This is a genomic window from Streptomyces thermocarboxydus (assembly GCF_024760485.1).
GTDB lineage: Bacteria > Actinomycetota > Actinomycetes > Streptomycetales > Streptomycetaceae > Streptomyces > Streptomyces cellulosae.
This window is the reverse complement of the sequence record NZ_CP058273.1, coordinates 1,227,449-1,254,371: the sequence shown is the minus strand read 5'-3', so window position 1 is coordinate 1,254,371 and position 26,923 is coordinate 1,227,449. Positions and strand designations below refer to the sequence as shown.

At 73.7% G+C, this 26,923-nt stretch carries 28 protein-coding genes; 20 read left to right on the top strand and 8 right to left on the bottom strand.

Annotated elements, in window-relative coordinates:
• Positions 1 to 54: 54 nt before the first annotated feature.
• Complete coding sequence (locus tag AY578_RS05895) at positions 55 to 852, top strand: hypothetical protein (protein WP_026244018.1); 798 nt, start codon at positions 55 to 57, stop codon at positions 850 to 852.
• Entirely contained in the window at positions 849 to 2,015 is a 1,167-nt protein-coding gene (gene mycP, locus AY578_RS05890; protein WP_019526181.1) for a type VII secretion-associated serine protease mycosin, read from the top strand. Before AY578_RS05895 ends, mycP begins: the two co-directional genes overlap by 4 nt.
• A 232-nt stretch (positions 2,016 to 2,247) precedes the next feature.
• Here mycP and AY578_RS05885 read toward each other — a convergent pair whose 3' ends face one another.
• On the bottom strand, positions 2,248 to 2,922 hold the full coding sequence (locus AY578_RS05885) for a serine hydrolase (RefSeq protein ID WP_258902145.1): 675 nt from the start codon (positions 2,920 to 2,922) through the stop codon (positions 2,248 to 2,250).
• 60 nt (positions 2,923 to 2,982) lie between these two features.
• Here AY578_RS05885 and AY578_RS05880 point away from each other — a divergent pair, with 60 nt between their 5' ends.
• A complete protein-coding gene (locus AY578_RS05880; protein WP_137210126.1) occupies positions 2,983 to 3,762 on the top strand; it encodes an SseB family protein in 780 nt (259 codons plus the stop codon).
• A 13-nt stretch (positions 3,763 to 3,775) separates the two neighbouring features.
• Here the strand turns inward: AY578_RS05880 and AY578_RS05875 are convergent, their stop codons facing one another.
• The gene (locus AY578_RS05875) at positions 3,776 to 4,153 is read right to left on the bottom strand and encodes a DUF1844 domain-containing protein (protein ID WP_019526178.1); all 378 of its coding nucleotides are present in this window, start codon (positions 4,151 to 4,153) and stop codon (positions 3,776 to 3,778) included.
• 398 nt (positions 4,154 to 4,551) lie between these two features.
• On the opposite strand from AY578_RS05875, the gene infC reads away from it, so the two are divergent.
• The 10 genes from infC (at position 4,552) to AY578_RS05825 (ending at position 16,519) form a co-directional block, all read left to right on the top strand.
• A complete protein-coding gene (gene infC / locus AY578_RS05870; protein WP_078504639.1) occupies positions 4,552 to 5,196 on the top strand; it encodes a translation initiation factor IF-3 in 645 nt (214 codons plus the stop codon).
• Positions 5,197 to 5,306: 110 nt separating this feature from the next.
• Positions 5,307 to 5,501 carry a 50S ribosomal protein L35 gene (gene rpmI / locus AY578_RS05865; protein ID WP_003977225.1) on the top strand — a complete coding sequence of 65 codons (195 nt, stop codon included), beginning with the start codon at positions 5,307 to 5,309 and terminating at the stop codon, positions 5,499 to 5,501.
• Positions 5,502 to 5,599: 98 nt separating this feature from the next.
• The gene (gene rplT, locus AY578_RS05860) at positions 5,600 to 5,983 is read left to right on the top strand and encodes a 50S ribosomal protein L20 (RefSeq protein WP_004933571.1); all 384 of its coding nucleotides are present in this window, start codon (positions 5,600 to 5,602) and stop codon (positions 5,981 to 5,983) included.
• A gap of 163 nt (positions 5,984 to 6,146) precedes the next feature.
• Positions 6,147 to 7,007 (top strand): TrmH family RNA methyltransferase, encoded by an 861-nt coding sequence (locus AY578_RS05855; RefSeq protein WP_026244017.1) that lies wholly within the window; start codon positions 6,147 to 6,149, stop codon positions 7,005 to 7,007.
• Positions 7,008 to 7,098: 91 nt separating this feature from the next.
• A complete protein-coding gene (locus AY578_RS05850; RefSeq protein WP_136237661.1) occupies positions 7,099 to 8,244 on the top strand; it encodes a sensor histidine kinase in 1,146 nt (381 codons plus the stop codon).
• 174 nt (positions 8,245 to 8,418) lie between these two features.
• Positions 8,419 to 9,540 (top strand): phenylalanine--tRNA ligase subunit alpha, encoded by a 1,122-nt coding sequence (gene pheS / locus AY578_RS05845; RefSeq protein ID WP_019526174.1) that lies wholly within the window; start codon positions 8,419 to 8,421, stop codon positions 9,538 to 9,540.
• Positions 9,540 to 12,116, top strand: coding sequence for a phenylalanine--tRNA ligase subunit beta (pheT, locus tag AY578_RS05840; RefSeq protein WP_019526173.1), 2,577 nt, complete (start codon positions 9,540 to 9,542; stop codon positions 12,114 to 12,116). The genes pheS and pheT overlap by 1 nt, the downstream gene beginning before the upstream one ends.
• Before the next feature lie 1,035 nt (positions 12,117 to 13,151).
• A complete protein-coding gene (locus AY578_RS05835) occupies positions 13,152 to 14,216 on the top strand; it encodes a PP2C family protein-serine/threonine phosphatase (protein WP_251144056.1) in 1,065 nt (354 codons plus the stop codon).
• Between the two features lie 268 nt (positions 14,217 to 14,484).
• Entirely contained in the window at positions 14,485 to 15,825 is a 1,341-nt protein-coding gene (locus AY578_RS05830) for an NsdA family TPR-like regulatory protein (protein WP_258902144.1), read from the top strand.
• Positions 15,826 to 15,991: 166 nt separating this feature from the next.
• Positions 15,992 to 16,519 carry an NUDIX domain-containing protein gene (locus tag AY578_RS05825; RefSeq protein ID WP_078504636.1) on the top strand — a complete coding sequence of 176 codons (528 nt, stop codon included), beginning with the start codon at positions 15,992 to 15,994 and terminating at the stop codon, positions 16,517 to 16,519.
• On the opposite strand, the gene AY578_RS05820 is transcribed toward AY578_RS05825, so the two are convergent.
• Positions 16,516 to 16,911, bottom strand: coding sequence for a YybH family protein (locus tag AY578_RS05820; RefSeq protein WP_337590529.1), 396 nt, complete (start codon positions 16,909 to 16,911; stop codon positions 16,516 to 16,518). The genes AY578_RS05825 and AY578_RS05820 overlap by 4 nt on opposite strands.
• Between AY578_RS05820 and AY578_RS05815 the strand changes: the two genes are divergently transcribed.
• Positions 16,858 to 17,049 carry a hypothetical protein gene (locus tag AY578_RS05815; RefSeq protein ID WP_420341333.1) on the top strand — a complete coding sequence of 64 codons (192 nt, stop codon included), beginning with the start codon at positions 16,858 to 16,860 and terminating at the stop codon, positions 17,047 to 17,049. The genes AY578_RS05820 and AY578_RS05815 overlap by 54 nt on opposite strands.
• 16 nt (positions 17,050 to 17,065) lie before the next feature.
• On the opposite strand, the gene AY578_RS05810 is transcribed toward AY578_RS05815, so the two are convergent.
• Positions 17,066 to 17,926, bottom strand: coding sequence for a 3-hydroxybutyryl-CoA dehydrogenase (locus AY578_RS05810; RefSeq protein WP_019526167.1), 861 nt, complete (start codon positions 17,924 to 17,926; stop codon positions 17,066 to 17,068).
• 211 nt (positions 17,927 to 18,137) lie between these two features.
• Here AY578_RS05810 and AY578_RS05805 point away from each other — a divergent pair, with 211 nt between their 5' ends.
• Positions 18,138 to 19,391: a glycoside hydrolase family 10-like protein gene (locus tag AY578_RS05805; protein WP_026244016.1), complete on the top strand. Its 1,254-nt coding sequence runs from the start codon at positions 18,138 to 18,140 to the stop codon at positions 19,389 to 19,391.
• Here AY578_RS05805 and AY578_RS05800 read toward each other — a convergent pair whose 3' ends face one another.
• The 3 genes from AY578_RS05800 to AY578_RS05790 all read right to left on the bottom strand — a co-directional run bounded on the left by AY578_RS05800 (position 19,392) and on the right by AY578_RS05790 (position 21,599).
• On the bottom strand, positions 19,392 to 19,592 hold the full coding sequence (locus AY578_RS05800) for a DUF1918 domain-containing protein (RefSeq protein ID WP_019526165.1): 201 nt from the start codon (positions 19,590 to 19,592) through the stop codon (positions 19,392 to 19,394). It abuts the gene before it with no gap.
• A gap of 533 nt (positions 19,593 to 20,125) precedes the next feature.
• Positions 20,126 to 20,320 (bottom strand): hypothetical protein, encoded by a 195-nt coding sequence (locus AY578_RS05795; protein ID WP_258902143.1) that lies wholly within the window; start codon positions 20,318 to 20,320, stop codon positions 20,126 to 20,128.
• Positions 20,321 to 20,681: 361 nt separating this feature from the next.
• Positions 20,682 to 21,599 carry a DMT family transporter gene (locus AY578_RS05790; RefSeq protein ID WP_161231485.1) on the bottom strand — a complete coding sequence of 306 codons (918 nt, stop codon included), beginning with the start codon at positions 21,597 to 21,599 and terminating at the stop codon, positions 20,682 to 20,684.
• Between AY578_RS05790 and AY578_RS05785 the strand changes: the two genes are divergently transcribed.
• The 3 genes from AY578_RS05785 (at position 21,598) to AY578_RS05775 (ending at position 24,244) form a co-directional block, all read left to right on the top strand.
• Positions 21,598 to 23,034 carry an aminotransferase-like domain-containing protein gene (locus tag AY578_RS05785; protein WP_161231484.1) on the top strand — a complete coding sequence of 479 codons (1,437 nt, stop codon included), beginning with the start codon at positions 21,598 to 21,600 and terminating at the stop codon, positions 23,032 to 23,034. The two genes, AY578_RS05790 and AY578_RS05785, sit on opposite strands and share 2 nt — an antisense overlap.
• Positions 23,035 to 23,074: 40 nt before the next feature.
• Entirely contained in the window at positions 23,075 to 23,518 is a 444-nt protein-coding gene (locus tag AY578_RS05780) for a GNAT family N-acetyltransferase (RefSeq protein WP_136237657.1), read from the top strand.
• A 132-nt stretch (positions 23,519 to 23,650) separates the two neighbouring features.
• Entirely contained in the window at positions 23,651 to 24,244 is a 594-nt protein-coding gene (locus AY578_RS05775; RefSeq protein ID WP_026244014.1) for a histidine phosphatase family protein, read from the top strand.
• A gap of 2 nt (positions 24,245 to 24,246) precedes the next feature.
• On the opposite strand, the gene AY578_RS05770 is transcribed toward AY578_RS05775, so the two are convergent.
• Positions 24,247 to 24,696, bottom strand: a complete 450-nt coding sequence (locus tag AY578_RS05770; protein ID WP_019526159.1) for a DUF6314 family protein — start codon at positions 24,694 to 24,696, stop codon at positions 24,247 to 24,249.
• Positions 24,697 to 25,222: 526 nt separating this feature from the next.
• Between AY578_RS05770 and AY578_RS05765 the strand changes: the two genes are divergently transcribed.
• Together AY578_RS05765 and AY578_RS05760 are read left to right on the top strand one after the other, a co-directional pair.
• The gene (locus AY578_RS05765; RefSeq protein ID WP_028961822.1) at positions 25,223 to 25,672 is read left to right on the top strand and encodes a DUF1931 family protein; all 450 of its coding nucleotides are present in this window, start codon (positions 25,223 to 25,225) and stop codon (positions 25,670 to 25,672) included.
• A gap of 24 nt (positions 25,673 to 25,696) precedes the next feature.
• Entirely contained in the window at positions 25,697 to 26,905 is a 1,209-nt protein-coding gene (locus AY578_RS05760; RefSeq protein ID WP_136237656.1) for a PP2C family protein-serine/threonine phosphatase, read from the top strand.
• The last annotated feature ends 18 nt before the right edge of the window (positions 26,906 to 26,923 follow it).

Here is a 26,923-nt window from a genome sequence, read left to right as displayed (position 1 = left end):
TCCTGGAGCGCGCCCATGTCCCCGGGCGGCGTGCCCGGTGCGGGGCGGCCCGCCGTGACGTTCGGGGAACCCGACAGCCGGCCCCGCCCGTTCGCCCGCCGCACCCGCGGCCAGGTCGTCGCCGCGGCCGTCTGTCTCGTCCTCGGCACCGGACTGATCGGCGGGGCCGTCACCGGCGCCTGGCTCGCCGACGGCCCCGAGGGCCCCGGCACCCGCCACGCTTTCGCGGTCGCCGGCGACCTGTGGCACGAGGTGCCCGTCGACCAGCTGTTCCCGCCCACCGTGCAGGGCCGGGGCGCCGGCCCCGGGGAGGCCGACCGCGTCTGGACGCGGATCGCCGTCGCCCCCGACAGCGGCTGCAAGGGCGCCTTCGACGCCCTGCTCAGCCGCGCCCTCGCCCCCGTCGGCTGCGAGCGCCTGCTGCGCGCCACCTACACCGACGCCACGCAGAGCCATGTCACCACCGTCGGCCTGCTGTTCACCGAGGCGGACGCGCCCGGCATGGAGGCCCTCGCCCGCCGCTTCGACCGGGAGCGCTTGGACCGCCGCAGCGACCTGATGCCGATGCCGTACGGGGCCAAGGGCACCGCGGCCGAGGGCTTCGGCTCCGAGCAGCGGGCCTCCTGGGCGATCTCCGTGCTCACCGACGCCCCCGTCGTGGTCTACGCCGTCTCCGGCTGGGCCGACGGCCGTCCCGTCGACGAGCCGCAGCCCGCCGAGGACGCCATGCAGCCGGGCGCCACCTCCGCCCCCGCCCAGGCGGGCCTGGGCCACGAGGCCCGCGGTCTCGCCGACCGCTTCGAACGCGCCCTGCGCCAGCGGGCCGGCACCCCCACGGAGCGTCCCTCATGAGGAAGCGCCCAGCCGCCGCCCTCGGCGGCCTGCTCGCCGCGGCCCTCGTCCTGGTCCCCGCGACCACCGCGCACGCCGACACCATCCGCGACCGGCAGTGGGCCCTGGACGCCCTGCACGCCGACCAGGTCTGGCCCACCACGCGCGGCGCGGGCATCACCGTCGCCGTCCTGGACACCGGCGTCGAGGCCGACCACCCCGACCTCGACGGCAACGTCCTGGAGGGCAAGGACCTCGTCGGCTTCGGCGCACGCGAGGGCGACGAGGCCTGGGCCCGCCACGGCACCGCCATGGCCGGCATCATCGCCGGTCACGGACACGGCCCGGGCAACGGCGACGGCGTCCTGGGCGTCGCCCCCGAGGCGAAGATCCTCCCCGTCCGCGTCATCCTCGAGGACAAGGACCCGGCCCGCGCCAAGGCCCGCAGCACCCGCGGCAGCGCCCTCGCCGAAGGCATCCGCTGGGCCGCCGACCACGGCGCCGACGTCATCAACCTCTCCCTCGGCGACGACTCCGCCTCCGCGCACCCGGAGGAGGGCGAGGACGAGGCGATCCAGTACGCGCTGCGCAAGGGCGTGGTCGTCGTCGCCTCCGCCGGCAACGGCGGCGAGAAGGGCGACCGGATCTCCTACCCGGCGGCCTACCCGGGCGTCATCGCCGCCACCGCCGTCGACCGCTACGGCACCCGCGCCCCGTTCTCCACCCGCCGCTGGTACGCCACGGTCAGCGCGCCCGGCGTCGACGTGATCATCGCCGACCCCGACCACAGGTACTACGAGGGCTGGGGCACCAGCGCCGCCGCCGCGTTCGTCTCCGGCGCCGTCGCCCTGCTGAAGGCCGCCCACCGGGACCTGACCCCGGCCCAGATCAAGCGGCTCCTGGAGGACACCGCCCGCAACGCGCCCGCCTCCGGACGCGACGACTCCCGCGGCTACGGCTTCATCGACCCGGCCGCAGCGATCGAGGCCGCGGGCCGTCTGAAGCCGGAGGGGCTGAGGGCGGCGGCGTACGGCGACGAGTACTTCGGCCCGGGGCCGGCCGCCGACGCACCCGGCGACGACACCGCGGACTGGGCGGCGCCGCTGGCCGGCGGGGCCGGCGGTGTTCTTCTGGTCGCGGCGGTCGTTCTGTGGCGGGGCCGCCGCGAGACCGACGCGTTCTGATTGCGCCTGGCGCCCATTGGTTCAGGTCGCCGTGCCGTGAGGGGTGTTGGCGCCGCGTTGGCGGGTGCGGGTGGTTTATGGCTGGTCGCGCAGTTCCCCGCGCCCCTGAGGGGTGCTTCCGCTACGGCCCGCTGACAGTGCACCGCTTGGGGCGGCACGGGTGGGCGCAGCGGCATCCCGCCAACGCCGGGTGCGGGGACGTCGGTGGCCGGTCGCGCAGTTCCCCGCGCCCCTAAGGGGTGCTTCCGCCGCGGCCCTTGAAAGCGCGCCGCACCGCCTCCCTCGCCGCGTGCTCCACCCGGGCCACCCCCTCCGTCATCGACGCGTGGCCGTCCGACAGCACCGCCACCGCGTACACGCGCCCGCCCACCGTCACGCACCCCGTGCTGTTCACCACCCACAGGCCCGTCGCGTCCCGTGGCAGCCAGCCGTTCTTCACGGCCCACCGCGTGCCCCGGTCGGCCAGGGACGGCACGCCCCACGCCTGTTCCGGCACGACCCGCTCCATCAACTCCCGTACGTGCGCCCACGCGTCCCCCGGCGCGAAGACCCGCCGCAGCAGCCTCACCCGGTCCGCGGCCGTCGTGCGGGTCAGCCCCCAGCGCGCGTCGGCCGCGGTACGGGTCAAACCCAGGCGGGCGTTCGCCGCGTCCAGGCCCGCCGCACGCCCCACCACCCGCCACAGCGCCGTCGCCGCGTCGTTGTCGCTGCGTACGATCATCGCCTCCGCGTACGCCCGCTCGGCGGCGGTGAGTCCGCGGCCCGCGTCCCGCGCGGTCAGCAGCAGCGCGGTCAGGATGTCCACCTTCACCACGCTCGCCGTGACGAAGACCCCCTCGCCCGAGGCGTACGTCTCCCCGCTCGCCAGATCCAATGCCGCCGCCGACACCCTCGGCCCGTCCGTCACCTCACGCTCCCTCCCGCCCGCGTCCGGGCGTCCCGGTCACGGCCGCTAAGGTCGGTGACCGTGGCGAACAAGAACATTCCCGACTCCCCCTTCCGTGACGACGACGGCTCCGCCGACCCCCGGCTGAGCGCCGCGCTCGCCGCCTGGGCGGAGGACGGCAACGCCGTCGGCCCGGTCCTGGAGGCCCTCAAGGACGCCCGGCTGCTCGTCCCCGTGGTGGCCGTGCTGGGCGAGGTGGAGGAGGGCGAAGAAGAGGGGCGCGAAGCTCCCTGGAAGGGTGGCGGCGGGCGACGGGTGGGCGGGCTGCGCCGCGAGAAGACCAGCGACATGGCCGTACCGACCCTGAAGGCCGGAGGCCGCAAGGCGCTGCCCGCCTTCACCTCCACCGACGCCCTCACCCGCTGGGACCCGGCGGCCCGCCCCGTCGCCGTACCGCTGCACCAGGCGCTCCAGGCCGCCGCGCACGAGAAGGCGGACACGGTCGTCCTCGACCTGGCGGGCCCGGTGCCGTTCGAACTGACCGGGCCCACGCTGCTGGCCCTCGCCGAGGGCCGCACCAGCACCGACCCGCTGAAGGACCCCGCCGTCGTCGAGGCCGTACGGAACGCCGTCGCCGCCGAGCCCTCCGTGGTCCGCGCCCACCTCGGGCCCGGGCAGGCCGACGGCACCCTCGCCCTGATCTTCGACCCGTCCGCGCCGGTCGCCGAGGCCGCCCGCGCCGTGGCGCAGCGGATCGCCGCCGACGAGACGCTGAGGGCCCGCCTGGTGCGCGGCCTCGACCTGGCAGTCCTGCCGGCCGAGGCGACGCCACCCGGCGAGCCCCTGTACGTACGTCGGTGACGAGGACGAGCCGTCAGCCGTAGACCGCGCCCGTGTACTTCTCGCCCGGCCCCTTGCCCGGCTCGTCCGGGACCAGGGAGGCCTCGCGGAAGGCGAGCTGCAGCGACTTCAGGCCGTCCCGCAGCGGCGCCGCGTGGAACGAGCTGATCTCGGTCGCCGAGGCGTCCAGCAGACCGGCCAGCGCGTGCACCAGCTTGCGGGCCTCGTCCAGGTCCTTGTGCTGGTCGCCCTCCTCGGTCAGACCGAGCTTCACGGCGGCGGCGCTCATCAGGTTGACGGCGACCGTCACGATCACCTCGACCGCCGGGACCTCCGCGATGTCGCGGGCCATGGCGTCGAAGTCGGGGTTGCCGGGGGTCTCGGGGGTGTCCGAGGGGGAGGTCTCACTCATGCCCCACACGATAGGCGCAGCCCGGAGCGCTCCCGACGCCAGGAGCCGGGCGGACGGCCGGTTGGTGCCCGTCTCCGGGAGCTGCTAACCTTGTGTAACGACCGGTCGGACCCGTATGTCTCACGGCACGCGAGCCCGGCCCACAAGTGGAGGCTTTCGAACTCCCACCTGGCCGCCCTCAGGGCGGCGGGTCACCGGTCAGGCAGATCCCGTCCCCGAGTCGGCGATCGGCCCGAAAGCGCGCCCCGCGGTCTCCGTGGCGGTGCTCCGGTAGTTCGAGGAGCCCCGCCTGTGATCGTCCGGGGCATTTTTCGTGTCTCGGCGCGGTTAGGTCTAACGAACACAGACGTTACGCGGCTGTCCGCCAGACCGTCGCGTGGTGCTACCGAGGAGGATCCATCAGCGCCGAGCCCCGCATCAACGACCGGATTCGCGTTCCCGAGGTGCGACTTGTCGGTCCCAGCGGCGAGCAGGTCGGGATTGTCCCGCTTGCCAAGGCCCTGGAGCTTGCGCAGGAGTACGACCTCGACCTCGTGGAGGTCGCGGCGAACGCCCGTCCGCCCGTGTGCAAGCTCATGGACTACGGGAAGTTCAAGTACGAGTCGGCCATGAAGGCCCGTGAGGCGCGCAAGAACCAGGCGCACACGGTCATCAAGGAGATGAAGCTCCGGCCGAAGATCGACCCGCACGACTACGACACCAAGAAGGGTCACGTCGTCCGGTTCCTCAAGCAGGGCGACAAGGTCAAGATCACGATCATGTTCCGTGGTCGCGAGCAGTCCCGGCCGGAGCTCGGTTACCGGCTCCTGCAGCGGCTCGCGGAGGACGTGGCCGACCTCGGGTTCGTGGAGTCGAACCCGAAGCAGGACGGCCGCAACATGATCATGGTCCTCGGTCCGCACAAGAAGAAGACCGAGGCGATGGCCGAGGCTCGCCAGGCGCAGGAAGCCCGCAAGGCGGAAGCGAAGGCCAACCCCGGCAAGTCGCAGAACGCCGCGGACGCGGACGGCGCCCAGGCGGCCGAGGAGCCGGCCGAGGCGTGACTCCCCGGGGCGTGAGTCCCAGGAAGCAACCCGACACAAGTACGACGCTCCACAGTGCCCGGTTTCACGACCGGGCACAGGAGCGCCACCGACGAGGAGAGAACGGCGCTATGCCGAAGAACAAGTCGCACAGCGGTGCCAGCAAGCGCTTCAAGATCACCGGCTCCGGCAAGGTGCTCCGCGAGCGCGCCGGCAAGCGCCACCTGCTCGAGCACAAGTCGTCCCGTGTGACGCGTCGCCTCACCGGCAACGCCGAGATGGCCCCGGGCGACGCCGCGAAGATCAAGAAGCTTCTCGGCAAGTGACGCCCCGGCGCGTGAGCGCCGCACGTTCGTCAGACCGGGACCCATTCGATACCGGGCCGTGTGAGGACCACCACGGCCCCGCTACAAGGAGTTAACAAGTGGCACGCGTCAAGCGGGCAGTCAACGCCCACAAGAAGCGCCGGGCGATCCTCGAGCAGGCCTCCGGCTACCGCGGTCAGCGCTCGCGCCTGTACCGCAAGGCCAAGGAGCAGGTCACCCACTCGCTGGTCTACAACTACAACGACCGCAAGAAGCGCAAGGGCGACTTCCGTCAGCTGTGGATCCAGCGCATCAACGCCGCTGCCCGCGCCAACGGCATCACGTACAACCGCTTCATCCAGGGTCTGAAGGCCGCCAACGTCGAGGTGGACCGCAAGATCCTGGCCGAGCTGGCTGTCAACGACGCCACCGCCTTCGCCGCGCTCGTCGAGGTCGCGCAGAAGGCGCTGCCGGCGGACGTGAACGCGCCCAAGGCTGCGTGAGGTCGTCGGCCCTGGCCGACGTTCTTCTCTCCGGGACCCGCAGGCTTCGGCCTGCGGGTCCCGTTGCTGTCGTTGCCCTCGGCCGGGTCGTCGGCCGCGGGTTCGCCGTGGCTGGTCGCGCAGTTCCCCGCGCCCCTGGCCGACTTTGCTGAAGGTGACTTGAATGGTGTCCGTCGGTCCTGAGCTGATTTCTCCTCGGTCCGCCCGGGTGAGTGCCGCGCGGCGGCTCGCCAAGCGGAACTTCCGGGGGAAGGAGCGCCTGTTCCTCGCCGAGGGACCGCAGGCCGTCCGTGAGGCCGCCGCGCACCGCACCGGGGACGCCGCCACCCTCGTCGAGCTGTTCACCACCCCCGAGGCCGCCGAGCGCTACGCCGACATCGTCGGGGCCGCCCGGGACGCCGGCGCCCGCGTGCACCTCGCCTCCGACGAGGTCGTCGCCGACATCTCCACCACCGTCACCCCGCAGGGCCTCGTCGGCGTCTGCCGGTTCCTGGACACGCCGTTCGAGGAGATCCTCGCCGCCCGTCCCCGCCTCGTCGCCGTCCTCGCCCACGTCCGCGACCCCGGGAACGCCGGCACGGTGCTGCGCTGCGCCGACGCCGCCGGGGCCGACGCCGTCGTCCTCACCGACGCCTCCGTCGACCTGTACAACCCCAAGGCCGTCCGCGCCTCCGTCGGCTCGCACTTCCATCTGCCCGTCGCCGTGGGCGTACCCGTCGAACGCGCCGTCACCGGGCTGCGCGACGCCGGCGTACGGCTGCTCGCCGCCGACGGGGCAGGCGACCGCGACCTCGACGAGGAGCTCGACAAGGGCACCATGGGCGGCCCCACCGCCTGGATCTTCGGCAACGAGGCCTGGGGCCTGCCCGAGGAGACCCGCGCCCTCGCCGACGCCGTCGTCCGCGTCCCCATCCACGGAAAGGCGGAGAGTCTGAACCTCGCCACCGCCGCCGCCGTATGTCTCTACGCGTCGGCACGTGCACAGCGCGCCGCCGGAGGGTCCCGCTCCGTCACCGAGAACTAGTAGGCTGACCAGCTCGGGGACCTCCCCAAGCTCTCGGCCGGGGCCCGGGACCGGGGCGCCCCGAGGACGTTCCGAGAGGTGGGGTACGGGGATGAGCGTCGGCACGAGCAGCGCACCGGGAGCAGAGCGCACGGCGCGCCCGCCCGCGCCCCGGCCCGGTGACCTCGCCGACCTCGGCATCGACCCCGACCAGCTCCCCGACGGACTCGTCGTCGCCGACGAGCACGGACGGGTCGTCTGCTTCAACGCCGCCGCCGTACGCATCACCGCCGTCCCCGCCGCGCAGGCCCTCGGCCGGTCCCTGGAGACCGCGCTGCCGTTAGAGGACCTGGAGGGGCGCCGCTGGTGGCAGCTCACCGACCCCTACGGCGGCCTCGCCATCCGGGTCGGCCAGCCCGAGCGCAACCTCCTGCTGCCCGGCGGCCGTGAGGTCCTCGTCTCCGCCCGCTACGTCCGCACCCGCCCCACCGGGCCCGTCCGCCGTGTCGTCGTCACCCTCCGCGACACCGAGGCGCGGCGCCGCACCGAGCGCAGCCACGCCGAGCTGATCGCGACCGTCGCGCACGAACTGCGCTCCCCGCTCACCTCGGTCAAGGGCTTCACCGCCACCCTGCTCGCCAAGTGGGAACGCTTCACCGACGACCAGAAGCGGCTGATGCTGGAGACCGTCGACGCCGACGCCGACCGCGTCACCCGGCTCATCGCCGAACTGCTCGACATATCCCGCATCGACTCCGGGCGCCTCGAGGTGCGCCGCCAGCCCGTCGACATCGGGGCCGCCGTCGGCCGGCACATCCAGGCGCACGTCGCCGCGGGCCAGCCAGCCGACCGGTTCCTGCTGCGGGTGCAGCACCCGCTGCCCGCGCTGTGGGCCGACCCCGACAAGATCGACCAGGTGCTGAGCAACCTGCTGGAAAATGCCGTGCGCCACGGCGAGGGAACCGTCACCATCGACATCACACCCTCGGCGTCCCCGCGCGAGCGCGAGCACACCGAACCAGCGGCCACGTCCGTCACCGTGAGCGACGAGGGGCCCGGCATCCCGGAGGAGTCCATGAACCGCGTCTTCACCCGCTTCTGGCGGGGCAGCAAGCGCGGCGGCACGGGCCTCGGGCTGTACATCGTCAAGGGCATCGTCGAGGCCCACGGCGGCACCATCACGGTCGGACGCGCCCCCGGCGGCGGCGCGGAGTTCCGATTTACGTTGCCCGTGGCGGCCCCCGCGTATCTCACCTGAGACGCCTGCGGCCCCCACGGGCGCTTTCGCCTGTCCCCACCCCGTTAGACTCGGCCTTTGGCACCTTTGCGTCCCGAGGACGGAAGCCGCGACGCCGAGCAGACGCGCGCCGGACCGTTCGTCCACGAGTCGATGACGGGGACCATCAGCCAGCCAACGGAAGCACGGGAAGAGATGTCGGCACCGAATAAGTCGTACGACCCTGTCGAGGTCGAGGCGTTGAAACCGGAAGAGATCGAGCGCATGCGGGACGAGGCGCTCGCCGCCTTCGCCGCCGCGGACTCCCTCGACGCGCTCCAGGAGGCGAAGGTCGCCCACACCGGCGGCGCGTCCCCGCTGGCCCTGGCCAACCGCGAGATCGGCGCGCTGCCCCCGCACGCCAAGGCCGAGGCCGGCAAGCGCGTCGGCCAGGCGCGCGGCGCCGTGAACAAGGCGCTCGCCGCCCGCCAGGCGGAGCTGGAGGCCGAGCGCGACGCCCGCGTCCTCGTCGAGGAGTCCGTGGACGTCACGCTGCCCTACGACCGCGTCCCCGCCGGTGCCCGCCACCCCCTCACCACGCTCTCCGAGCGCATCGAGGACATCTTCGTGGCCATGGGCTACGAGGTCGCCGAGGGCCCCGAGGTCGAGGCCGAGTGGTTCAACTTCGACGCGCTCAACATCGGCCCGGACCACCCGGCGCGCGGCGAGGCCGACACGTTCTTCGTGCAGGGCCCCGAGGGCGGCACCGAGTCCGGCGTCGTGCTGCGCACGCACACCTCGCCCGTGCAGATCCGCTCCCTGCTCGACCGTGAGCTGCCGGTCTACGTGATCTGCCCCGGCCGCGTGTACCGCACCGACGAGCTGGACGCCACGCACACCCCCGTCTTCCACCAGGTCGAGCTGCTCGCCGTCGACGAGGGCCTGACCATGGCGGACCTCAAGGGCACCCTGGACCACATGGTCCAGTCGCTGTTCGGCGAGGAGATGAAGACCCGGCTGCGGCCGAACTTCTTCCCGTTCACCGAGCCCAGCGCCGAGATGGACATGCTCTGCTACGTGTGCAAGGGCGCGTCCGTCGGCAACCCCGACCGGCCCTGCCGCACCTGCTCCAGCGAGGGCTGGATCGAGCTCGGCGGCTGCGGCATGGTCAATCCGCGGGTGCTCACCGCCTGCGGCGTCGACCCGGAGAAGTACAGCGGCTTCGCCTTCGGGTTCGGCATCGAGCGGATGCTGATGTTCCGCCACAACGTCGAGGACATGCGAGACATGGTCGAGGGTGACGTCCGGTTCACCCGGCCGTTCGGGATGGAGATCTGATGCGGGTCCCGCTTTCTTGGCTGCGGGAGTACGTCGACCTGCCGGCCACCGAGACCGGCCGCGACGTGCAGGCCAAGCTGATTTCGGCCGGCCTCGAGGTCGAGACCGTCGAGCACCTCGGCGCCGACCTCAAGGGCCCCCTGGTCGTCGGCCAGGTGCTGACCATCGAGGAGCTGGAGGGCTTCAAGAAGCCGATCCGCTTCTGCACGGTCGACGTCGGCCAGGCCAACGGCACCGGCGAGCCCCAGGAGATCGTCTGCGGCGCCCGCAACTTCTCCGTCGGCGACAAGGTCGTCGTGGTCCTGCCCGGCGCCACCCTGCCCGGGGGCTTCTCGATCAGCGCCCGCAAGACCTACGGCAAGGTCTCGCACGGCATGATCTGCTCCAGCGACGAGCTGGGCATGGGCGACGACGGCAGCCACGGCATCATCGTGCTGCCGCCGGAGACCGAGGTCGGCAAGGACGCCATCGAGCTGCTCGAACTGGTCGACGAGGTCCTGGACATCGCCGTCACCGCCAACCGCGGCGACTGCCTGTCCATCCGCGGCGTCGCCCGCGAGACCGCCATCGCCTACGGTCTGCCGCTGCGCGACCCGGCGCTGATCGACGTGCCCGGACCGAACGAGTTCGGCTACCCGGTGAAGGTCTCCGACCCCATGGGCTGCGACCGCTTCACCGCCCGCACGGTGACCGGCCTCAGCCCCGAGGCGCGCTCCCCGATCTGGCTCCAGCGCCGGCTGCAGAAGGTCGGCATGCGCCCGATCTCCCTCGCCGTCGACGTCACCAACTACGTGATGATGGAGCTCGGCCAGCCGCTGCACGCCTACGACCGCAACCAGGTCCAGGGCGCCATCGGCGTGCGCCGCGCGCAGGAGGGCGAGAAGATCGTCACCCTCGACGGCGTCGAGCGGAAGCTGCACGCCGAGGACCTCGTCATCACCGACGACCGCGGTCCGATCGGCCTGGCCGGCGTCATGGGCGGCGCCGACACCGAGATCGCCGACCACGACCCCTCCGAGGAGGGCGCCGGGGCGACGACCGACGTGATCATCGAGGCGGCCCACTTCGACCAGGTGTCGGTGGCCCGCACGGCCCGCCGCCACAAGCTGTCCTCGGAGGCGTCCCGCCGCTTCGAGCGCGGTGTGGACCCGCAGGCCGCGTCCGCCGCCGCGCAGCGCACCGTCGACCTGCTGGTGCTGCTCGCCGGAGGAACCGCCGAGGCCGGCGTCACCGAGGTGATCACCCCGAGCGCGCCGCACACCATCACCATGGCCGTCGACCACCCGGACAAGGTCGCCGGTGTGACTTACGGCCGGGAGACCGTCGTACGCCGCCTTCAGGAGGTCGGCTGCGACGTCTACGGAAATGCTGCCGCGCGCAGCGCGTCCGTGGGGGGTGGTGGTCGGGCGACGGGCGGGCAGGACGAGCTGATCGTCACCGCCCCGTCCTGGCGGCCCGACCTCACCGACCCGAACGACCTCGCCGAGGAGGTCATCCGGCTGGAGGGCTACGAGAACCTGCCCTCCACCCTGCCCAGGCCGCCCGCCGGGCGGGGCCTGACCGGCCGCCAGCGGCTGCACCGCCGCGTCGGCCGGGCGCTCGCCGGCGCCGGGTACGTGGAGGCGCCGAACTACCCGTTCGTCAGTGAGCAGGTCTTCGACCAGCTCGGTCTGGAGGCCGACGACCCGGCGCGCCGCGTCGTCAAGCTGGTGAACCCGCTCAGCGACGAGGAGCCCGCGCTGCGGACCTCCCTGCTGCCCGGGCTGCTCGCAGCCCTGCGCCGCAACGACGGCCGCGGCTCGCACGACCTGGCGCTGTTCGAGACCGGCCTGGTCTTCCAGCCGCGCGACGCCGCCAAGGTCGCCGCGAACCTCCCCGTCGACCGGCGCCCGAGCCCCGACGAGATCGCCGCGCTGAACGCCGCGCTGCCGGACCAGCCGCGGCACGTCGCCGTGGTCCTGGCCGGCGCCCGCGAGCAGGCGGGCTGGTGGGGCAAGGGCCGCCCGGCCGACTGGGCCGACGCGGTCGAGGCCGCCCGGACCGTCGCCCGCGAGGCCGGCGCCGAACTGGGCGTCCGCAAGGGGCAGTACGGGCCCTGGCACCCCGGTCGCTGCGCCGAGCTGACCGTCACCGTCGACGGCGCCGAGCGCGTCGTCGGCCACGCCGGTGAGCTGCACCCGCGCGTCCTGAAGACGTTGGGCCTGCCCGCGCGCGCCTGCGCGATGGAGCTGGACCTGGACGTTCTGCAGCAGGTGGGCAACACGGTCCCGCAGGCGCCGTCCATCTCCACCTTCCCGGTCGCCACGCAGGACGTCGCGCTCGTCGTCGACGCCTACGTGCCCGCCGCGGACGTGGAGGCGGCGCTCCGCGAGGGCGCGGGCGAACTCCTGGAGTCCATCCGCCTGTTCGACGTCTACGAGAACGCCGAGCAGCTGGGCGAGGGCCGCAAGTCCCTGGCCTACGCCCTGCGCTTCCGCGCGGACGACCGCACCCTGACGGTCGACGAGGCGTCGGCGGCGCGGGAAGCGGCGGTCGCCCTGGCGGCGGACCGCACAGGCGCGGTACTCCGCGGCTGACACCGCACGCTGTTCCCTACACGGGCCGGTACCGAGGCAGGACGCCTTGGGACCGGCCCGTGGTGCGTCGGGGGACGGGGCTCGTGGTAGGGGCCAGGGTGCGTCAGACGCGTGCACGATGTGGTGGGCGCGGCGCCGAGGGCTGCCGCCGAGGCGCTTCGTCCAGCCCGCGGGCGCAGGCGGGGGAGGGTCGTTCAGGAGGTCGGGGCCTCGGGGGCGCCCGGCTTCGCGGTGCGGTGAGCTGCGGTGCCGTCGGGCCCCGGCCCACGAGGCGGCGGGCGACGAGGGCCGGACGCTCGCGGGCGTGCGTCCTTCGGGCGACCGGCTGAGGGGGTGCCGCCTGCGCCCGCCCTCCCCCACTCGCGGCTTCGCTCGAGCGGGAGGTACCCCCATCGCCCTGCGGGCACCTCCCAGGCCCTTGAGGCACTGGGGGAGGCACGACTGCCCGCAGGCGGCGGTGGGCGGCGCCTCGTGGGGCCGGGGAGCGGCCGCTGCGAGCTTCGCACCGCGACGGTGAAGGCGGGGGCGGGGTCCCCGGAGGTTACCTCCGGGTCAGCGCGGCCGTGGACGCCGCCCGACGCGCGCGGCGGACGGTGAAGGCGCGGGCGGGGTCCCCGGAGGTCACCTCCAGGTCAGCGCGGCCGGCGCCGCATTGCCCGACGCGCGCGGCGCGGCATGCGCCGAGGGGCACGGCTCCTGCGGTGTCGGGGGAGTGCCGGCCCGTCGCCGTTTCCGCCGGAGCAGCGACAGGGCCGGCGCCCGCACGCGCCACCTCGCGGCCCCGATGGGGCCGCGAGGTGGGACAGAGGAGCCCCTGAGGGGCGGAGGGTGGGTTCCGGTTCGGGCATATGCGGGGGTGGGTGCGGGCATGTCAGGGCTGGTCAGTGAGCGGAACTACGGCGTCCCGCCGGTTACTCACTCATTCGGGTGACTGAGTCGGGTGATGCGGCCGGAACGGGGGTCGCGGTCGACAGAATCGGACCGGCCTCTTGAGGCCGGTCTGCGCTGTCCGGGCCTATTTGGGGGGCCATCGGCATGATCCGCTTCATCCCTGGGGCTCCCCGCGGCGTCCCGCCCCGGTTCCTGTCACGACTGCGCTCCCTCGCGGTGCCCACGGCGTGGGGCGCCGTCGCGGTGGCCTACCGGATGACCTGCCCGCTGGCCCGGGACGACGCCATCGGCGCGCGTCTGGTCAGCAGCGCCGTGCTGTGCGCGGTCGGCACCGGCATCGTCCTGCACATCCGGCGCCGCATGCTCAGCGAGGTCCGGCACGCCCGCCGGATCGCCGAGGCCGCCCAGAGCGTGCTGCTACGGCCCCCGCCGCCGCGCGTCGAGGGTCTGGCCGTCGCCGCCGTCCACCTCTCCGCCGACCTGGGCGCCCGCATCGGCGGCGACCTGTACGAGGTGACGGCCACCGAGCACGGCGTACGGGCCGTCATCGGCGACGTCCGCGGCCATGGCCTCGGCGCCGTCCGTACCGGCGCCACCGTCCTCGGCAGCTTCCGCGAGGCCGCCCACGACGAGAAGACCCTCGACGGGGTGCTGCGCCGCCTGGAGCGCGCCATGGACCGGCATCTGAGTGAGCGGGGGCACGACGACCACCCCGTCCAGGACGCCGCACCCGCCGCCGAGGAGTTCGTCACCGTCCTGCTGCTCGAGATCCTCCCGGACGGCAAGGTGCACGCCCTCAACTGCGGCCACCCCTGGCCGTACCGGCTGACCGGCGCGGGCGCCGAGCCGCTGGCCCGCGCCGATCCCCTCCCGCCGCTCGGCCTGTTCCCGCTCCCGGGCGAGCTGCCCGCCACCGCGTGCGGCCGGCTGCTCCCCGGCGACATCCTCGTCCTGCACACCGACGGCGCAGAGGAGGCCCGCGACGCCGACGGCCGCTTCTTCCCGCTCCCCGACGTCCTCACCGAGGCGGCCCGCGACCGCCCGCAGACGCCCCAGGCCGTCCTGCGGACGGTCCTCACCGCCCTGCTCGACCACAGCGTCGGCCCGCCGAAGGACGACGTGGCCCTGCTGATCCTCAGGAACGAGCGCTGCTCCCCGCCCTCACGGCCGACCAGCAGCGTCCCGCGCTCGGCCACCGCCGACCGGTGACGGAGAACGCCCGCACCGTGAGAGGCCGGCGGCCGTCCGCCCCGCCACGGAGTGTCGGGCAGGCGGCCGGGCGGACGGCGAACATACGGGCCGCCGCTGTACGAGGGGGAGCCGGCGGCCCGGCCGGCCTCTTTCGAGGCAATTCAGTCAACCGGCCGGGCACTTTCCGCGACAGCGCGTGCACACTGCGGATGCGGGCACTCCGTTCACACCCCGTGTGAACGCGCAGCCACTACCCTGTCCGCACCGAGCCACCGGGGGGCCCGACATGCAGCCCAACACTCTGCTGGACGCGATCCTCGACGAGGCCGGCATCTCCCACGCGGGGCTGGCCGCACACGTCAACCAGGCGGGCCGGGCGCGCGGGCTGACGCTGCGCTACGAACACACCGCCGTGGCCCGGTGGCTGAAAGGGCAGCGCCCCCGGGGCCAGGTGCCCGACCTGATCTGCGAGGTGCTCGCCGCCCGCCTCCGCCGCCCCGTCACCCTCGACGACATCGGCCTGGGCGTCCCCGGCGAACCGGCCGTCCCGCACGCCGGTTCGCTCTCCGGGTTCGTCGAGCGGGCCACCGCCCTGTGGCGCTCCGACCAGCAGGGCCGCCCGCACCTCCTCGGCGCCCCCGCCGTCACCGGCACCCCGGCCGTGATCCCCGTATGGGAGTGGGAGAACCCGCCGGAGGACGTGGACGTCTCCCGCGGCGGACCGCACCGGGTCACCCCCGGCGACCTGGAGATGCTGCGCGCCGCCCGCGCCCACTACGAGCAGATGTACCGCAAGGCCGGCGGCATGGCGACCCGTGCCCGCATCGTCGGCTTCCTCAACGCCGAGGCGGCCCCGCTGCTGCGCGGCAGCTACACCGACGAGACCGGCCGCCAGCTCCACCGCGCCACGGGCGGGCTGGTGGCGATCGCCGGCATCTGCGCCTACGACTCCGACGCCCACGGCCTCGCCCAGCGCTACTTCCACCAGGCGCTGCGGCTCGCCAAGGCCAGCGGCGACCGGGGCCTCGGCGCGTACGTCATCGCTCTGCTCGTCAACCAGTCCCTCTGCATGCGGGAGTTCAGACAGGCCGTCGCCTTCGCCGAGGCCGCGCTGCGCGCCGCGGGGCACCGGATCACCCCCGCGCTCGCCTCGGACCTGTACGCGATGCAGGCGAAGGCGTACGCCCACCTCGGAGACGCCGCAGGCGCGTTGACCTGCATCCGGCGGGCCGAGGAGTCCGCCGAGCGCATCCACCGCGGCCATGAGCCGGACGAGACCGGCTATGTCCAGCCGGGACTGGTCAACGTACAAGTGGCGGAGGCGCTGTTGAGCCTCGGCGAGCTGGCGGCGGCGGGGGAGCACGCGGCGGCGGCCGTGGACACCCCGGCGCACGACCGGGGCCGGGTGCACCGGCTGGCCATGCTGTGCACCGTCGAACTGCGCCAGGGCAACGCCGACCGGGCGGTGGCCGTCGCCGTGCAGATGGCCGAGCAGGCGCGCGGCATGGAGTCGCAGCGGCTGCGCGACCGGCTGCGTGAGGTGCGCGAGCATCTGATCCGCAGCGGGTGCGCGGGCACCGCCGAGGCGGCCCAACTCATCGACGGGGCGCTGCGGGTGCCGCTGTAGACGGCGGAGGGCCGCCTCCGGCGTACGAGGGGCGGCCATGACCTCGCCGCGCCCGGCGCGCGCCTCACCGCGCCGCCCCATGCGTCACGGGCGGCCCTCCGTGCGCCTGCTGTACGACCGCCGCTGCTGCGATATTGCCCCTTACCCATCGGAAGGCGGCAGAACCATGCAGTGGACGAAACAAAACGAACAGCCTGTGTACTCAAACCGCTGGTTCAGCGTCAATCTCGCGGATGTCGAACTCCCGGACGGCCGACACCTCGACCACTTCCTCATACGGCTGAGGCCCGTCGCGGTGGCCACGGTCGTCAACGACGCCAACGAGGTCCTGCTGCTGTGGCGGCACCGCTTCATCACCGACAGCTGGGGCTGGGAACTCGCCGCGGGCGTGGTGGAGGACGGCGAGGACGTCGCCGCCGCGGCGGCCCGGGAACTGGAGGAGGAGACCGGCTGGCGCCCGGGCCCCCTGCACCATCTGATGAGCGTCGAGCCGTCCAACGGCCTCACCGACGCCCGCCACCACATCTACTGGTCCCACGAGGGCGAGTACGTCGGCGACCCGGTGGACGCCTTCGAGTCGGACCGCCGCGAGTGGGTCCCGCTCAAGGTCGTCCCGGACCTGATCACCCGGGGCGAGGTCCCGGCGGCGAACATGGCAGCCGCCTTACTCCTCCTGCACCACCTGCGCCTCTAGGAAGCGGGCCGTACGAACTCCGGCTGGTCCAGCACCCGCAGCCAGCTCCCGTCGGGCTGCCGCCGGACCACCTGGGCCCGTGCGCCCGCCCCGTCCCTCGGCGGCGTCGAGGTCAGCGCGATGTCCCCGCTGACCAGCGTCGGCAGGGGCGGCTCCGGATCGAACCGGGGGGAGTTCGCCAGCACTTTCTCCCACAGCGCGCGGATCGCCTCCCGCCCGACCGTCAGCTCGCCGGGCGGACAGGCCAGCACCGCTTCCTCCTCGTAGAGCGCGGCGACCCCGGCGGCGTCACCGGCCTCGCCGCCCGCGGCCTGGGCGTCGCCGTCCTCAGCGAGTCGATGGCGGCCGCCTACCGCGACCGCCTCACCGCCCACGTCATCGCCGACGCGCACGTCCCGGCCCTGCTCGCCCTGGTCTGGCGCCCCGCCCGCACCCCGGCGCTGCGCGCCCTGCTCACGCACTGCCGGCGGGCGTTCGGCACGAACACGACGGGCCCCGGGCCGGACGACCGGCCAGGGACCCGCGGATGAGCCGACGTCCGGACCGTCAGTCGTAGCTGTAGAAGCCCGACCCCGTCTTCCGGCCGAGCCGGCCCGCGTCGACCATGCGCTGGAGCAGCGGCGGCGCGGCGTACAGGGGCTCCTTGTACTCCTCGTACATCGAGTACGCGACCGAGGCGACCGTGTCCAGGCCGATCAGGTCGGAGAGCTTGAGCGGGCCCATCGGGTGGGCGCAGCCCATCTCCATGCCGTTGTCGATGTCCTCGCGGCTGGCGATGCCCGACTCGAACATCCGGATGGCGGACAGCAGGTACGGGATCAGCAGCGCGTTGACGACGAAGCCGGAGCGGTCCTGGGCGCGGATCGCGTGCTTGCCCAGCACCTTCTCGGTGAAGACCTGCGCGCGGCTCAGGGTGCCCTCGGAGGTGGTGAGCGCCGGGATCAGCTCGACCAGCTTCTGCACCGGGGCCGGGTTGAAGAAGTGGATGCCGATGACGTGGTCCGGGCGGGACGTGGCGACGGCCAGCTTCACCAGCGGGATGGAGGAGGTGTTCGACGCCAGGATCGCGTCGGGGCGGGTCACGACCTGGTCGAGGACCTGGAAGATCTCCGTCTTCACCTGCTCGTTCTCGACGACGGCCTCGATCACCAGGTCACGGTCGGCGAACTCGCCGAGGTCCGTGGTGAAGGTCAGCCGGGCCTGGGTGGCCTCCAGCTCCTCGTCGCTGATCTTGCCGCGCTCCGCCGCCTTCGACAGGGAGTTGAACAGCCGGGTGCGGCCGATCTCCAGGGCTTCGCCGGTGGTCTCGGCGACCTTCACGTCCAGCCCGGAACGGGCGCACACCTCGGCGATACCCGCGCCCATCTGACCGCAGCCCACCACTCCGACGCGTTCGATGTCGGTCACATCGTCCCTTTCGCTACTGCTTACGGCTGTGGCAGGGTGCCGGGTCCCGGCGCCTGCTCCGTTCGTGCACGTTACTCCGAAGTATCGATGATCGATCGCGGGGGTGGGGCATCCTGGCCGGGTGACCCGCCCTGACCAGGCGGTTCCGGGACGATCGGGACGGATGTCGCCGCAGAGGGGCGTCAGGGGAGAGGCAGGGGCGAGGGTGCGGGTGTCACGCAGGGGCTTCGCGGCGGCGGCGCTGGCCGCGCTGACGGCCATGACGCAGGGGTCCGCCGCGCCACGGCCGGAACCCGGCACGGGCACGGCGGGCGGGCCCGGACGGGGAGGAGCGGCGACCGGCGAGATGCGGGGCATGTGGGTGGCCACCGTCACCAACCGGGACTGGCCGTCCCGGCCCGGCCTGAGCGCCGGCCGGCAGCGCGCCGAACTGCTCGCCCACCTCGACGCAGCCGTCCGCGCCCGCCTCAACACCGTGATGCTCCAGGTGCGGCCCACGGCCGACGCGCTGTGGCCGTCGCCGCACGAGCCGTGGTCGCAGTACCTCACCGGCACGCAGGGCGCCGACCCCGGCTGGGACCCCCTCGGCACGGCGGTCGCCGAGGCGCACGCCCGCGGGCTGCACCTGCACGCCTGGTTCAACCCGTACCGGGTCGCCCTGCACGCCGACCCCACGCGGCTCGCCGCCTCCCACCCGGCCCGCCGCAACCCCGGCTGGGTGATCCCGTACGGCGGGAAGCTGTACTACGACCCGGGGCTTCCCGAGGTCCGGGCGTTCGTGCGGGAGGCCATGCTGGACGCGGTGCGGCGCTACCCGGTCGACGGGGTCCACTTCGACGACTACTTCTACCCGTACCCGGTGGCCGGGCAGACCTTCGACGACGACGCCACGTACGACCGGTACGGCGCCGACTTCCCCGACCGCGCGGCCTGGCGGCGGGACAACGTCGACCGGCTGGTCCACGAGACGGCCGAGGCGATCCGGACGATCCGCCCCGGCACCCGCTTCGGCATCAGCCCCTTCGGGGTGTGGCGCAACGCCGACGTCGACCCGCGCGGCTCCGCCACCCGCGCGGGCGTGCAGTCGTACGACGACCTGCACGCGGACACGCGGAAGTGGGCGCGGGAGAACTGGATCGACTACATCTGTCCGCAGCTGTACTGGAACATCGGCTTCGCCGCCGCGGACTACGCGAAGCTGGTTCCTTGGTGGGCCGACGTCGTACGCGGCTCGGGCACGCGGCTGTACGCGGGGGAGGCGTTGTACAAGGCGGGGGACCCGGCGCAGCCCGCTGCCTGGCAGGACCCCGCCGAACTGTCCCGTCACCTCACGCTGGCGAAGCGGTACCCCGAGGTGCGGGGGCACGTGTTCTTCGCGGCGCGCGAGGTGACGGCGGATCCGGCCGGGGCGATGGCACGGGTGGTGGCCGACCACTACGGCCGGCCCGCCGGGCCCCCGTCCTGATCAGTGCCGGGTCACGACCTCCCGGTGCCGGATCTCGGTGTCGGGGCCGGGGGAGCAGATGCCCTCGTGCCCGTCCTCGAACCGGACCCGGTACGGCGGGTCGCCGTTCCGGCCGAGCACTTCGACGATCTCGCCGACCTTGTCGTACTGGCCGACCACCCTGCCGTGCTGGACAAGCTGGTCACCCACGGTTGCGCGCATCGTCGCCTCCTCACCTGAAGGGAGCAGCGGTCCATGCTCCTTCGAGTCTACGGCGGGGGGCGGAACGCGGCAGCGGGTCGGCCGCGTTGCTGGGGCACGCGGCCGGAGGGGATTCCCCCCGGCGGGGGCGTGGCCGGCCGGAGGTGCCAAGTCCCGGCAGTTCCCGGCCGGCGGGGGCGTGTGCGACGGGGTTACGGACCAGAGGCGGGAGACGCACGTGGGTGGGTGCGCGCCCGCTGGGGCATACGCACTCCGGCGCCCCTGAGGCCGGCGCGCCCAGCCTGAGGAGCCGTCCCGGCGGTCAGGCAGGCCTCGCCGTCGGTGCCGTCGGTGCCGCCGGGAGTCCGGCGCCGCAGGACGGCCGGATGCGCGCCGGCGGACACGACCGCGCTCGGCCGTCACGGCCCGCGTGCAGCGCGTCCGCGCGATCCCCGGGCGAGACGTCACCCGGCCCGACGGGCTTTCGAGCCGCCTGCGTGTGCCCGCACCGCCGAGGGCCGGGCCACCTGCCCGGGGGTACGCACGGCCACGCTTCAGCCCCAGGCCTCCTGCTCCGTCGGCGGCGCCTGCTGTGCCCGCCCCGCCCGCGCCAGGCCGGCCGCCCCCGGGGTACGCATGGCCACGCTTGTGCCCGCGGCGTCCTGCGGCATCCCGAAGGCGAGCTCCGTCGGCGGCGCCTGCTGTGCCCGCCCCGCCCGCGCCAGGCCGGCCGCCCCCGGGGTACGCATGGCCACGCTTGTGCCCGCGGCGTCCTGCGGCATCCCGAAGGCGAGCTCCGTCGGCGGCGCCTGCTGTGCCCGCCCCGCCCGCGCCAGGCCGGCCGCCCCCGGGTACGCATGGCTACGCCTCCGCCCGCGGCGTCCTGCTCAGTCGACTGCGCTCGGCCCCGCCTCCGTGCCCGCCGACGGCGTTCTGTTCGGTCGGCCGTGCGTGCGGCCTGGCTCCGTGCCGGACCGTGGCGTCCTGCTCCGTCGGCTGCGCTCGGCCCCGCCTCCGTGCCCGCCGACGGCGTTCTGTTCGGTCGGCCGTGCGTGCGGCCTGGCTCCGCGCCGGACCGCGGCGTCCTGTTCAGTCGGCCGCCACGGCAGCCTACCCCCGCGCCCGCTGCGTCACCGCGATGCACACCAGCACCGCCACCGCCGTCAGCGGGGCTGCCAGGGGGAGGTGTTCGCCCAGGAGGAACACCGACCAGAACAGGGTCAGCAGCGGCTGGGCCAGCTGGAGTTGGCTGGCCTTCGGGATGCCGACGGCGGCCATGCCCCGGTACCAGACGATCAGGCCGAGGAACTGGGAGCCCGCCGCCACCCACAGCAGGCCGGTCACGCTGTGCGCGGTAAGCTCGACCGGCTCCGTGGTCAGGGCCACCGCGGCCACCGGCACCGTGAGCGGCAGGCACAGCACCAGCGCCCAGCCGATGACCTGCCAGCCCGGCATCGCCCCGGCCAGCCGGCCGCCCTCGGTGTAACCGGCCGCGCAGACCAGCAGGGCGCCGAAGAGATACAGGTCCGCCGTCGTCAGCGCGCCCCCGCTCTGCTGCACGGTGAACGCCACCACCGCCGCCGCGCCGACGAGGGCCGCGGCCCAGAAGGTGCGCGAGGGGCGTGAGCCCGTCCGCAGGGACGAGAACAGGGCCGTGGTGAGCGGGAGCAGGCCGACCACCACGGCCGCGTGCGCCGTCGTGGACGTCTGCAGCGCAAGCGTGGTCAGCATCGGGAAGCCCAGCACCACCCCCGCCGCGACCACCGCCAGCCCCGCCCAGTGGTGCCGGGCGGGGAGCGGGACGCGCAGGGCCAGCAGACAGCCCCCGGCGATCACCGCCGCGAGCGCGCTGCGCGCCGCCACCAGCGACCAGGGGCCGAAGCCCTCCAGGCCCCAGGCCGTGGCGGGGAAGGTCAGGGAGAAGGCGACCACCCCGAGGGCGGCCTGGAGGGTGCCGAAGCCCCGGCCGCGCGGCGGAGCGGGAACCGCTATCGGCGCCCGGGCAGTAGCGCTACTCTGTGCTCTCATGCACGAGAGTAGCAGTGTGGGTGAACTGGCGGAACGACTGCGGCAGGAGCTGGACCGCTACTCTCCCGGTGAGAAGCTCCCGTCCAGCCGCGCCCTCGTCGAGCGGTTCCGGGTCAGCCCCGTGACCGTCTCCCGCGCGCTGGCGCGGCTCGCCGCCGAGGGACTGGTCGTCACCCGCCCCGGCGCCGGCGCCTTCCGTGCCGTGCCCCGCACACCGGCCGCCCCCACCGGGGACACCTCCTGGCAGGAGGTCGCCCTCAGCGCCGACGGCGCCGCCGACCTCGTCCCGCGCTCGGTCGACGCGTCCGGCGTCCTCGTCTCCCTCGCCGCCCCCGCCCCCGGGGTGATCGAGTTCAACGGCGGCTATCTGCACCCCTCCCTCCAGCCGGAGCGCGCCATGGCCGCCGCGCTGGCCCGCGCCGGACGCAGACCGGGCGCGTGGGGGAGGCCGCCCATGGAGGGGCTGCCCGAGCTGCGCGAATGGTTCGCGCGCGCCATCGGCGGACCCGTGACGGCGGCCGGCGTACTGGTCACCGCGGGGGGACAGTCCGCCCTCACCACCGCCCTGCGCGCCCTCGCCCCGCCCGGCGCCCCCGTCCTCGTCGAGTCGCCCACCTACCCCGGCATGCTCGCCATCGCCCGCGCCGCCGGACTCCGCCCGGTGCCCGTCCCCGTCGACGCCGACGGCGTACGCCCCTCCCTGCTCGCCGACGCGTTCCGCGCGACCGGCGCCCGCGTCTTCGTCTGCCAGCCCCTCTTCCAGAACCCCACCGGCGCCGTCCTCGCCCCCGAACGGCGCGCCGAGGTGCTGCGCATCGCCCGGCAGGCCGGCGCGTTCGTCGTCGAGGACGACTTCGTACGGCGGCTGGTGCACGAGGACGCGGGCCCGCTGCCGCGCCCGCTCGCCGCCGACGACCCCGACGGCGTGGTGGTGCACGTCAGCTCGCTCACCAAGGCCACCTCGCCCAGCTTCCGGGTGAGCGCCCTCGCCGCGCACGGCCCGGTGCTGGAGCGGCTGCGGGCCATCCAGATCGTCGACACCTTCTTCGTGCCGCGCCCGCTCCAGGAGGCCACCCTGGAACTGGTCGGCTCGTCCGCCTGGCCCCGCCACCTGCGCGCCGTCTCCACGGCCCTGCGCACCCGCCGCGACGCCATGACCGCCGCTCTGCGCCTCCAACTCCCCGGCCTGTCCCTGCCGCACATCCCCTCCGGCGGCTACCACCTGTGGCTCCGCCTCCCCGAGGGCGCGTCCGAGTCCGCCCTGACCGCCGCCGCCCTGCGTGCGGGCGTCGCCGTCACCCCCGGACGCCCCTACTTCAGCGCCGAACCGCCCGCCGGACACCTGCGCCTGAGCTTCGCCGCCGTGGCCGGCACCGGCGAGATCACGGAGGGCGTGCGCCGGCTGCGTACGGCCTGGTCCCAGGTGGTGGGATAACGGCTCGACGCCCGCCGCCACCGGCTGCCAGCATCGGCGCATGACTGCTGATCCCCGCCTGCCCGAGGGCTACGAAATCTCCGCCGACCCCGCCCGCATCGACGCCGACACGGTGCACCGCTGGCTGTCCACCGACGCGTACTGGGCCCTCGGCCGCCCTCGCGAGACGCAGGACAAGGCGATCGGCGGCTCCCGCAACTTCGGCGTGTACGACACGGTCACCGGTGCGCAGGTGGCGTACGCCCGCGTCATCACCGACCAGGCCACCTTCGCCTGGCTGTGCGACGTGTACGTGGACCCCGCCGTCCGCGGCAAGGGAATCGGCACCGCGCTCGTCACCGCCGTACGGGACGACGTGCGCGCGTACGGCGTGCGGCGCGTCCTGCTCGCCACGCACGACGCGCACGAGGTGTACGCGCCCATCGGGTTCCGGCCACTGGAGCGGCCGGACCAGTGGATGGCGCTGATCTTCGAGCAGGCGTGACGCCCGCCACCGTGGGGGCATAGGGCGGGGTTGTGCCGTATGCCCTCGGCGGAGGGTGAGGCCCGCGCCACCAAGCGTCATGGCCGGTCGGCACCCCTTGACCACCCGGCCCCGGCGGCTGACCATCGCCGCATGGCACTTCGGGTCACGTTCGTCGCAGCGGCGGGGAGCTCCACGGTGCTGTCCGAGCGCTTCGAGGACTCCCGGCCGCTGGACCAGGCCGGATGGAGCGAGGTGCAACGCGTCGCCCACGAACTGCTGCCGCTTGCCGCGGCCGACCTGCGCTACTGCTCCCCGGCGCCCCGCAGCCGCGCCACCGGGGAGGGCCTCGGGTACGCGCCGCTCGTCCAGCTCGCCCTGCGCGACTGCGACATGGGGCGCTGGCGCGGACTGACCCTGGGTGAGGCGATGGCCCGGGAGCCGGAGGCGGTGGACGCCTGGCTCGCCGACCCGAGGTCCACACCCCACGGCGGGGAGTCCCTGCTGGACTTCATCGGACGCGTCGGCAACTGGCTCGACACCCGGCCCGCCGAGGACGGCTGCCGGGTGGTCGCGGTGGCCGAGCCGTCGGTGATCCGCGCGGCGCTCGTCTACGCGCTGAAGGCGCCGCCCGGCACCTACTGGAACATCGACGTCCGCTCCCTGTCGACGATCAGCGTCGCCGGGCGGCCGGGCCGCTGGAGCCTGCGGCTGGAGAGCGTCTCGGCTCAGCCCCTGCGCGCCTGACCTCACGCGACGGGAGTGCGTGCGTACTCCGTGACGAGCTCCAGGTCCTTCGCCGGGCCGCGCACCCGCCACACCACCCGCCAGTGGTCCGCGTCCCGCACGGTGAAATCGCCGCGGTAGAGGTCCGCCGAGCACGGATGGTCGGCGATGTGCCGGCCGGACCTGAGGTCCAGGCCGTGGAAGAAGCGGCCGTCCGCGAACCGCACGTCCGCCGTGCCGTCGGGGCCGCGCAGGAACCGGAGCGTGCGCTCGGCGGGCCGGGTGACGCCCCGCCAGGTGAAGTCGCCGGACTCCCGCTGCAGCAGGCCCTCGTCGTCCTCGAGCGGTTCGAACAGCACGGTCCCGGTGAACCGCCCCTCGTCCCCGCCCGCCAGGTCCCGCACCACGCGCTCGGCCCGCCATGTGCCGCCCAGATACGCCAGTACGTCGGGTACCGGCCAGAACTCGCCCATGGCGTCCCGTTCTCCCATGCTCGCTCGTGTTCCGCTGCGCCGCACGCCCCATTGACGTGCTCCTGCCCCTCCCTATCTTGCCGTTCGAACTGCTGCACAGTGTCCGACATCGCGAACGACCGCTCATCTCCCCCAAGAGCCGCGGAGCATCCATGTCACGCACCGCCCGGCACCGCACCCACCACGCCGGCCGCCGCCCCGGACGACACGAACACCGGGACGGACACCCGGGCCACCCGGTGACCTCGACGTTCCGGGGAGTGGCGCCGACATTCGAGTACACCTTCCCGCCGCGGTGACGTTCCTGAGGACCGCCCGGAGGTGACGACAGGGAACGCGTGACCCTCGGGGCCGGCCAGGACGGCCGGCCCCGGAGGAGGCCCGTCGGCCTTATGGGCCTGGCAGGGCAAGGCGGCACGGGCCGGTTCGGCCTGGCATGCGCAAGCGCTCGGATGCCCCGTCGGCCACGCTGGCGGGAGGACTGGGGGCCGGGAGTCGCCCGGCCCCCGCAGCCGGAGGTGCCGTCATGACCGTGATGTCCATCGCCAGGTTCGAGAGGTTCTTCCGTGCGGCCGCGGGGCTGGACGTCGACAAGAACGATCTCAAGCGCTACAGCGACTTCGTCGACACCAAGCTCTACGACCTGCTGACCGTCGCCCAGGCCACGGCCAAGGCAAACGGGCGGGACATCGTCCGGACCTGGGACCTTCCGATCACGAAGGGCCTGCAGGAGAGCATCCACCGCTTCCGGGAGATCGACGAGGAAGTGGAGCTCGAGCCGATCCTCGAACAGCTGGCCACCCACCCCGCTCTCGACCGCACGCCCGACGAGGAGACCGAGGCGGCCTATCCGGAGATCATCGGCGGACTCAGCCTCGCCCTCGCCAAGAGCTTCAAGATCCTCCACCCCGACCTGAAGAACCCCCAGACCCAGCACTGGGACGAAGCCCGAGCCGTCTTCGACCTGCTTCTGTGAGCGGTGGCAGGGATCCTCGAACGTATGGAGAGAAACGCGTCCGTCGGCTCGGGGGAACTCCTGCTGGAGGAACTCGTCAGGGCGGCCCAGCTGGCGTCCCCCGCGGAACTGCCCGTCATCCTGAACCGGTACGCCGAGGCCATGGGCCTGGGAACGGCCGCGATCTACCTGGTCGACATCCAGCAGAGACTGCTGGTGCCGTTCGTCGAGGGCGAGCCGGACCTGGACCTTGAGACGTCGCTGGCGGGCTGGACCTACCGCACCGACTCCCTCCGCGTGGAGGAGACTCCGTCCGGCCAGCTGAACGTATGGCTGCCCCTCGCCAACGGAGCGGAGCGGCTGGGCGTTCTGGAACTGACCATGGACTCGCTGGACGGGGTCACCTTGCGGCGCTGCCGGACGGCGGCGTCGCTCCTCGCGTTGATCATCACGTCCAAGCGCACCTACAGCGACACCATCGCGCAGCGGATGCGGACCAGGCCCATGCATCTCCCCACGGAGATGGTGCGCGCCTTCCTCCCTCCCCGGTCGATCGGAACCGGGCGGGTGGTGTCCACGGCGGCCCTGGAGCCGGCGTACGAACTGGGCGGCGACGCCTTCGACCATGTGTTCACCGAGGACATCCTGCACACCACGATCCTCGACGGCATGGGGCACGATCTGGCGTCCGGACTCGCCACCTCCGTCGCCATGGCGGGCTGCCGCAACGCCCGGCGCAGCGGGGCGGGCCTCGACGAACTCGTGGGCACCGTGGACGACGCGCTGGCGAAGTGGCTCCCGGAGCAGTTCTGCACGGGTGTCTTCACGCAACTGCACATGCCCACCGGTGTGCTCAGGTGGTGCAACTGCGGCCATCCTGCCCCGCTGCTCATCCGCCGCCACCGGCTGCTCCACAAGGCGCTCGAGCGGCCGCCCGAGCCTCCTCTGGGCCTGCCCGCGCGTCTCGCCGAGACCGCCCGTCAGGTGCACGAGGTCCGCCTGGAACCGGGTGACCGCATCCTTCTCTACTCGGACGGCGTCGTCGAGTCACGCAACGAGGAGGGCGAGCAGTTCGGCCTGGAGCGCTTCACCGACTACATCATCCGGTCCACCGCGGCGGGGCAGAACGCCCCGGAAGTGCTGCGCCTGCTCATCCACTCCATCCTCGACCACCGGCACAACAAGCTCAGCGACGACGCCACCATCCTGATGTTCGAGTGGCAGCCCCCTGATCCGGACCAACCCGATCCGTGACCAGGGGACGCAAACGGC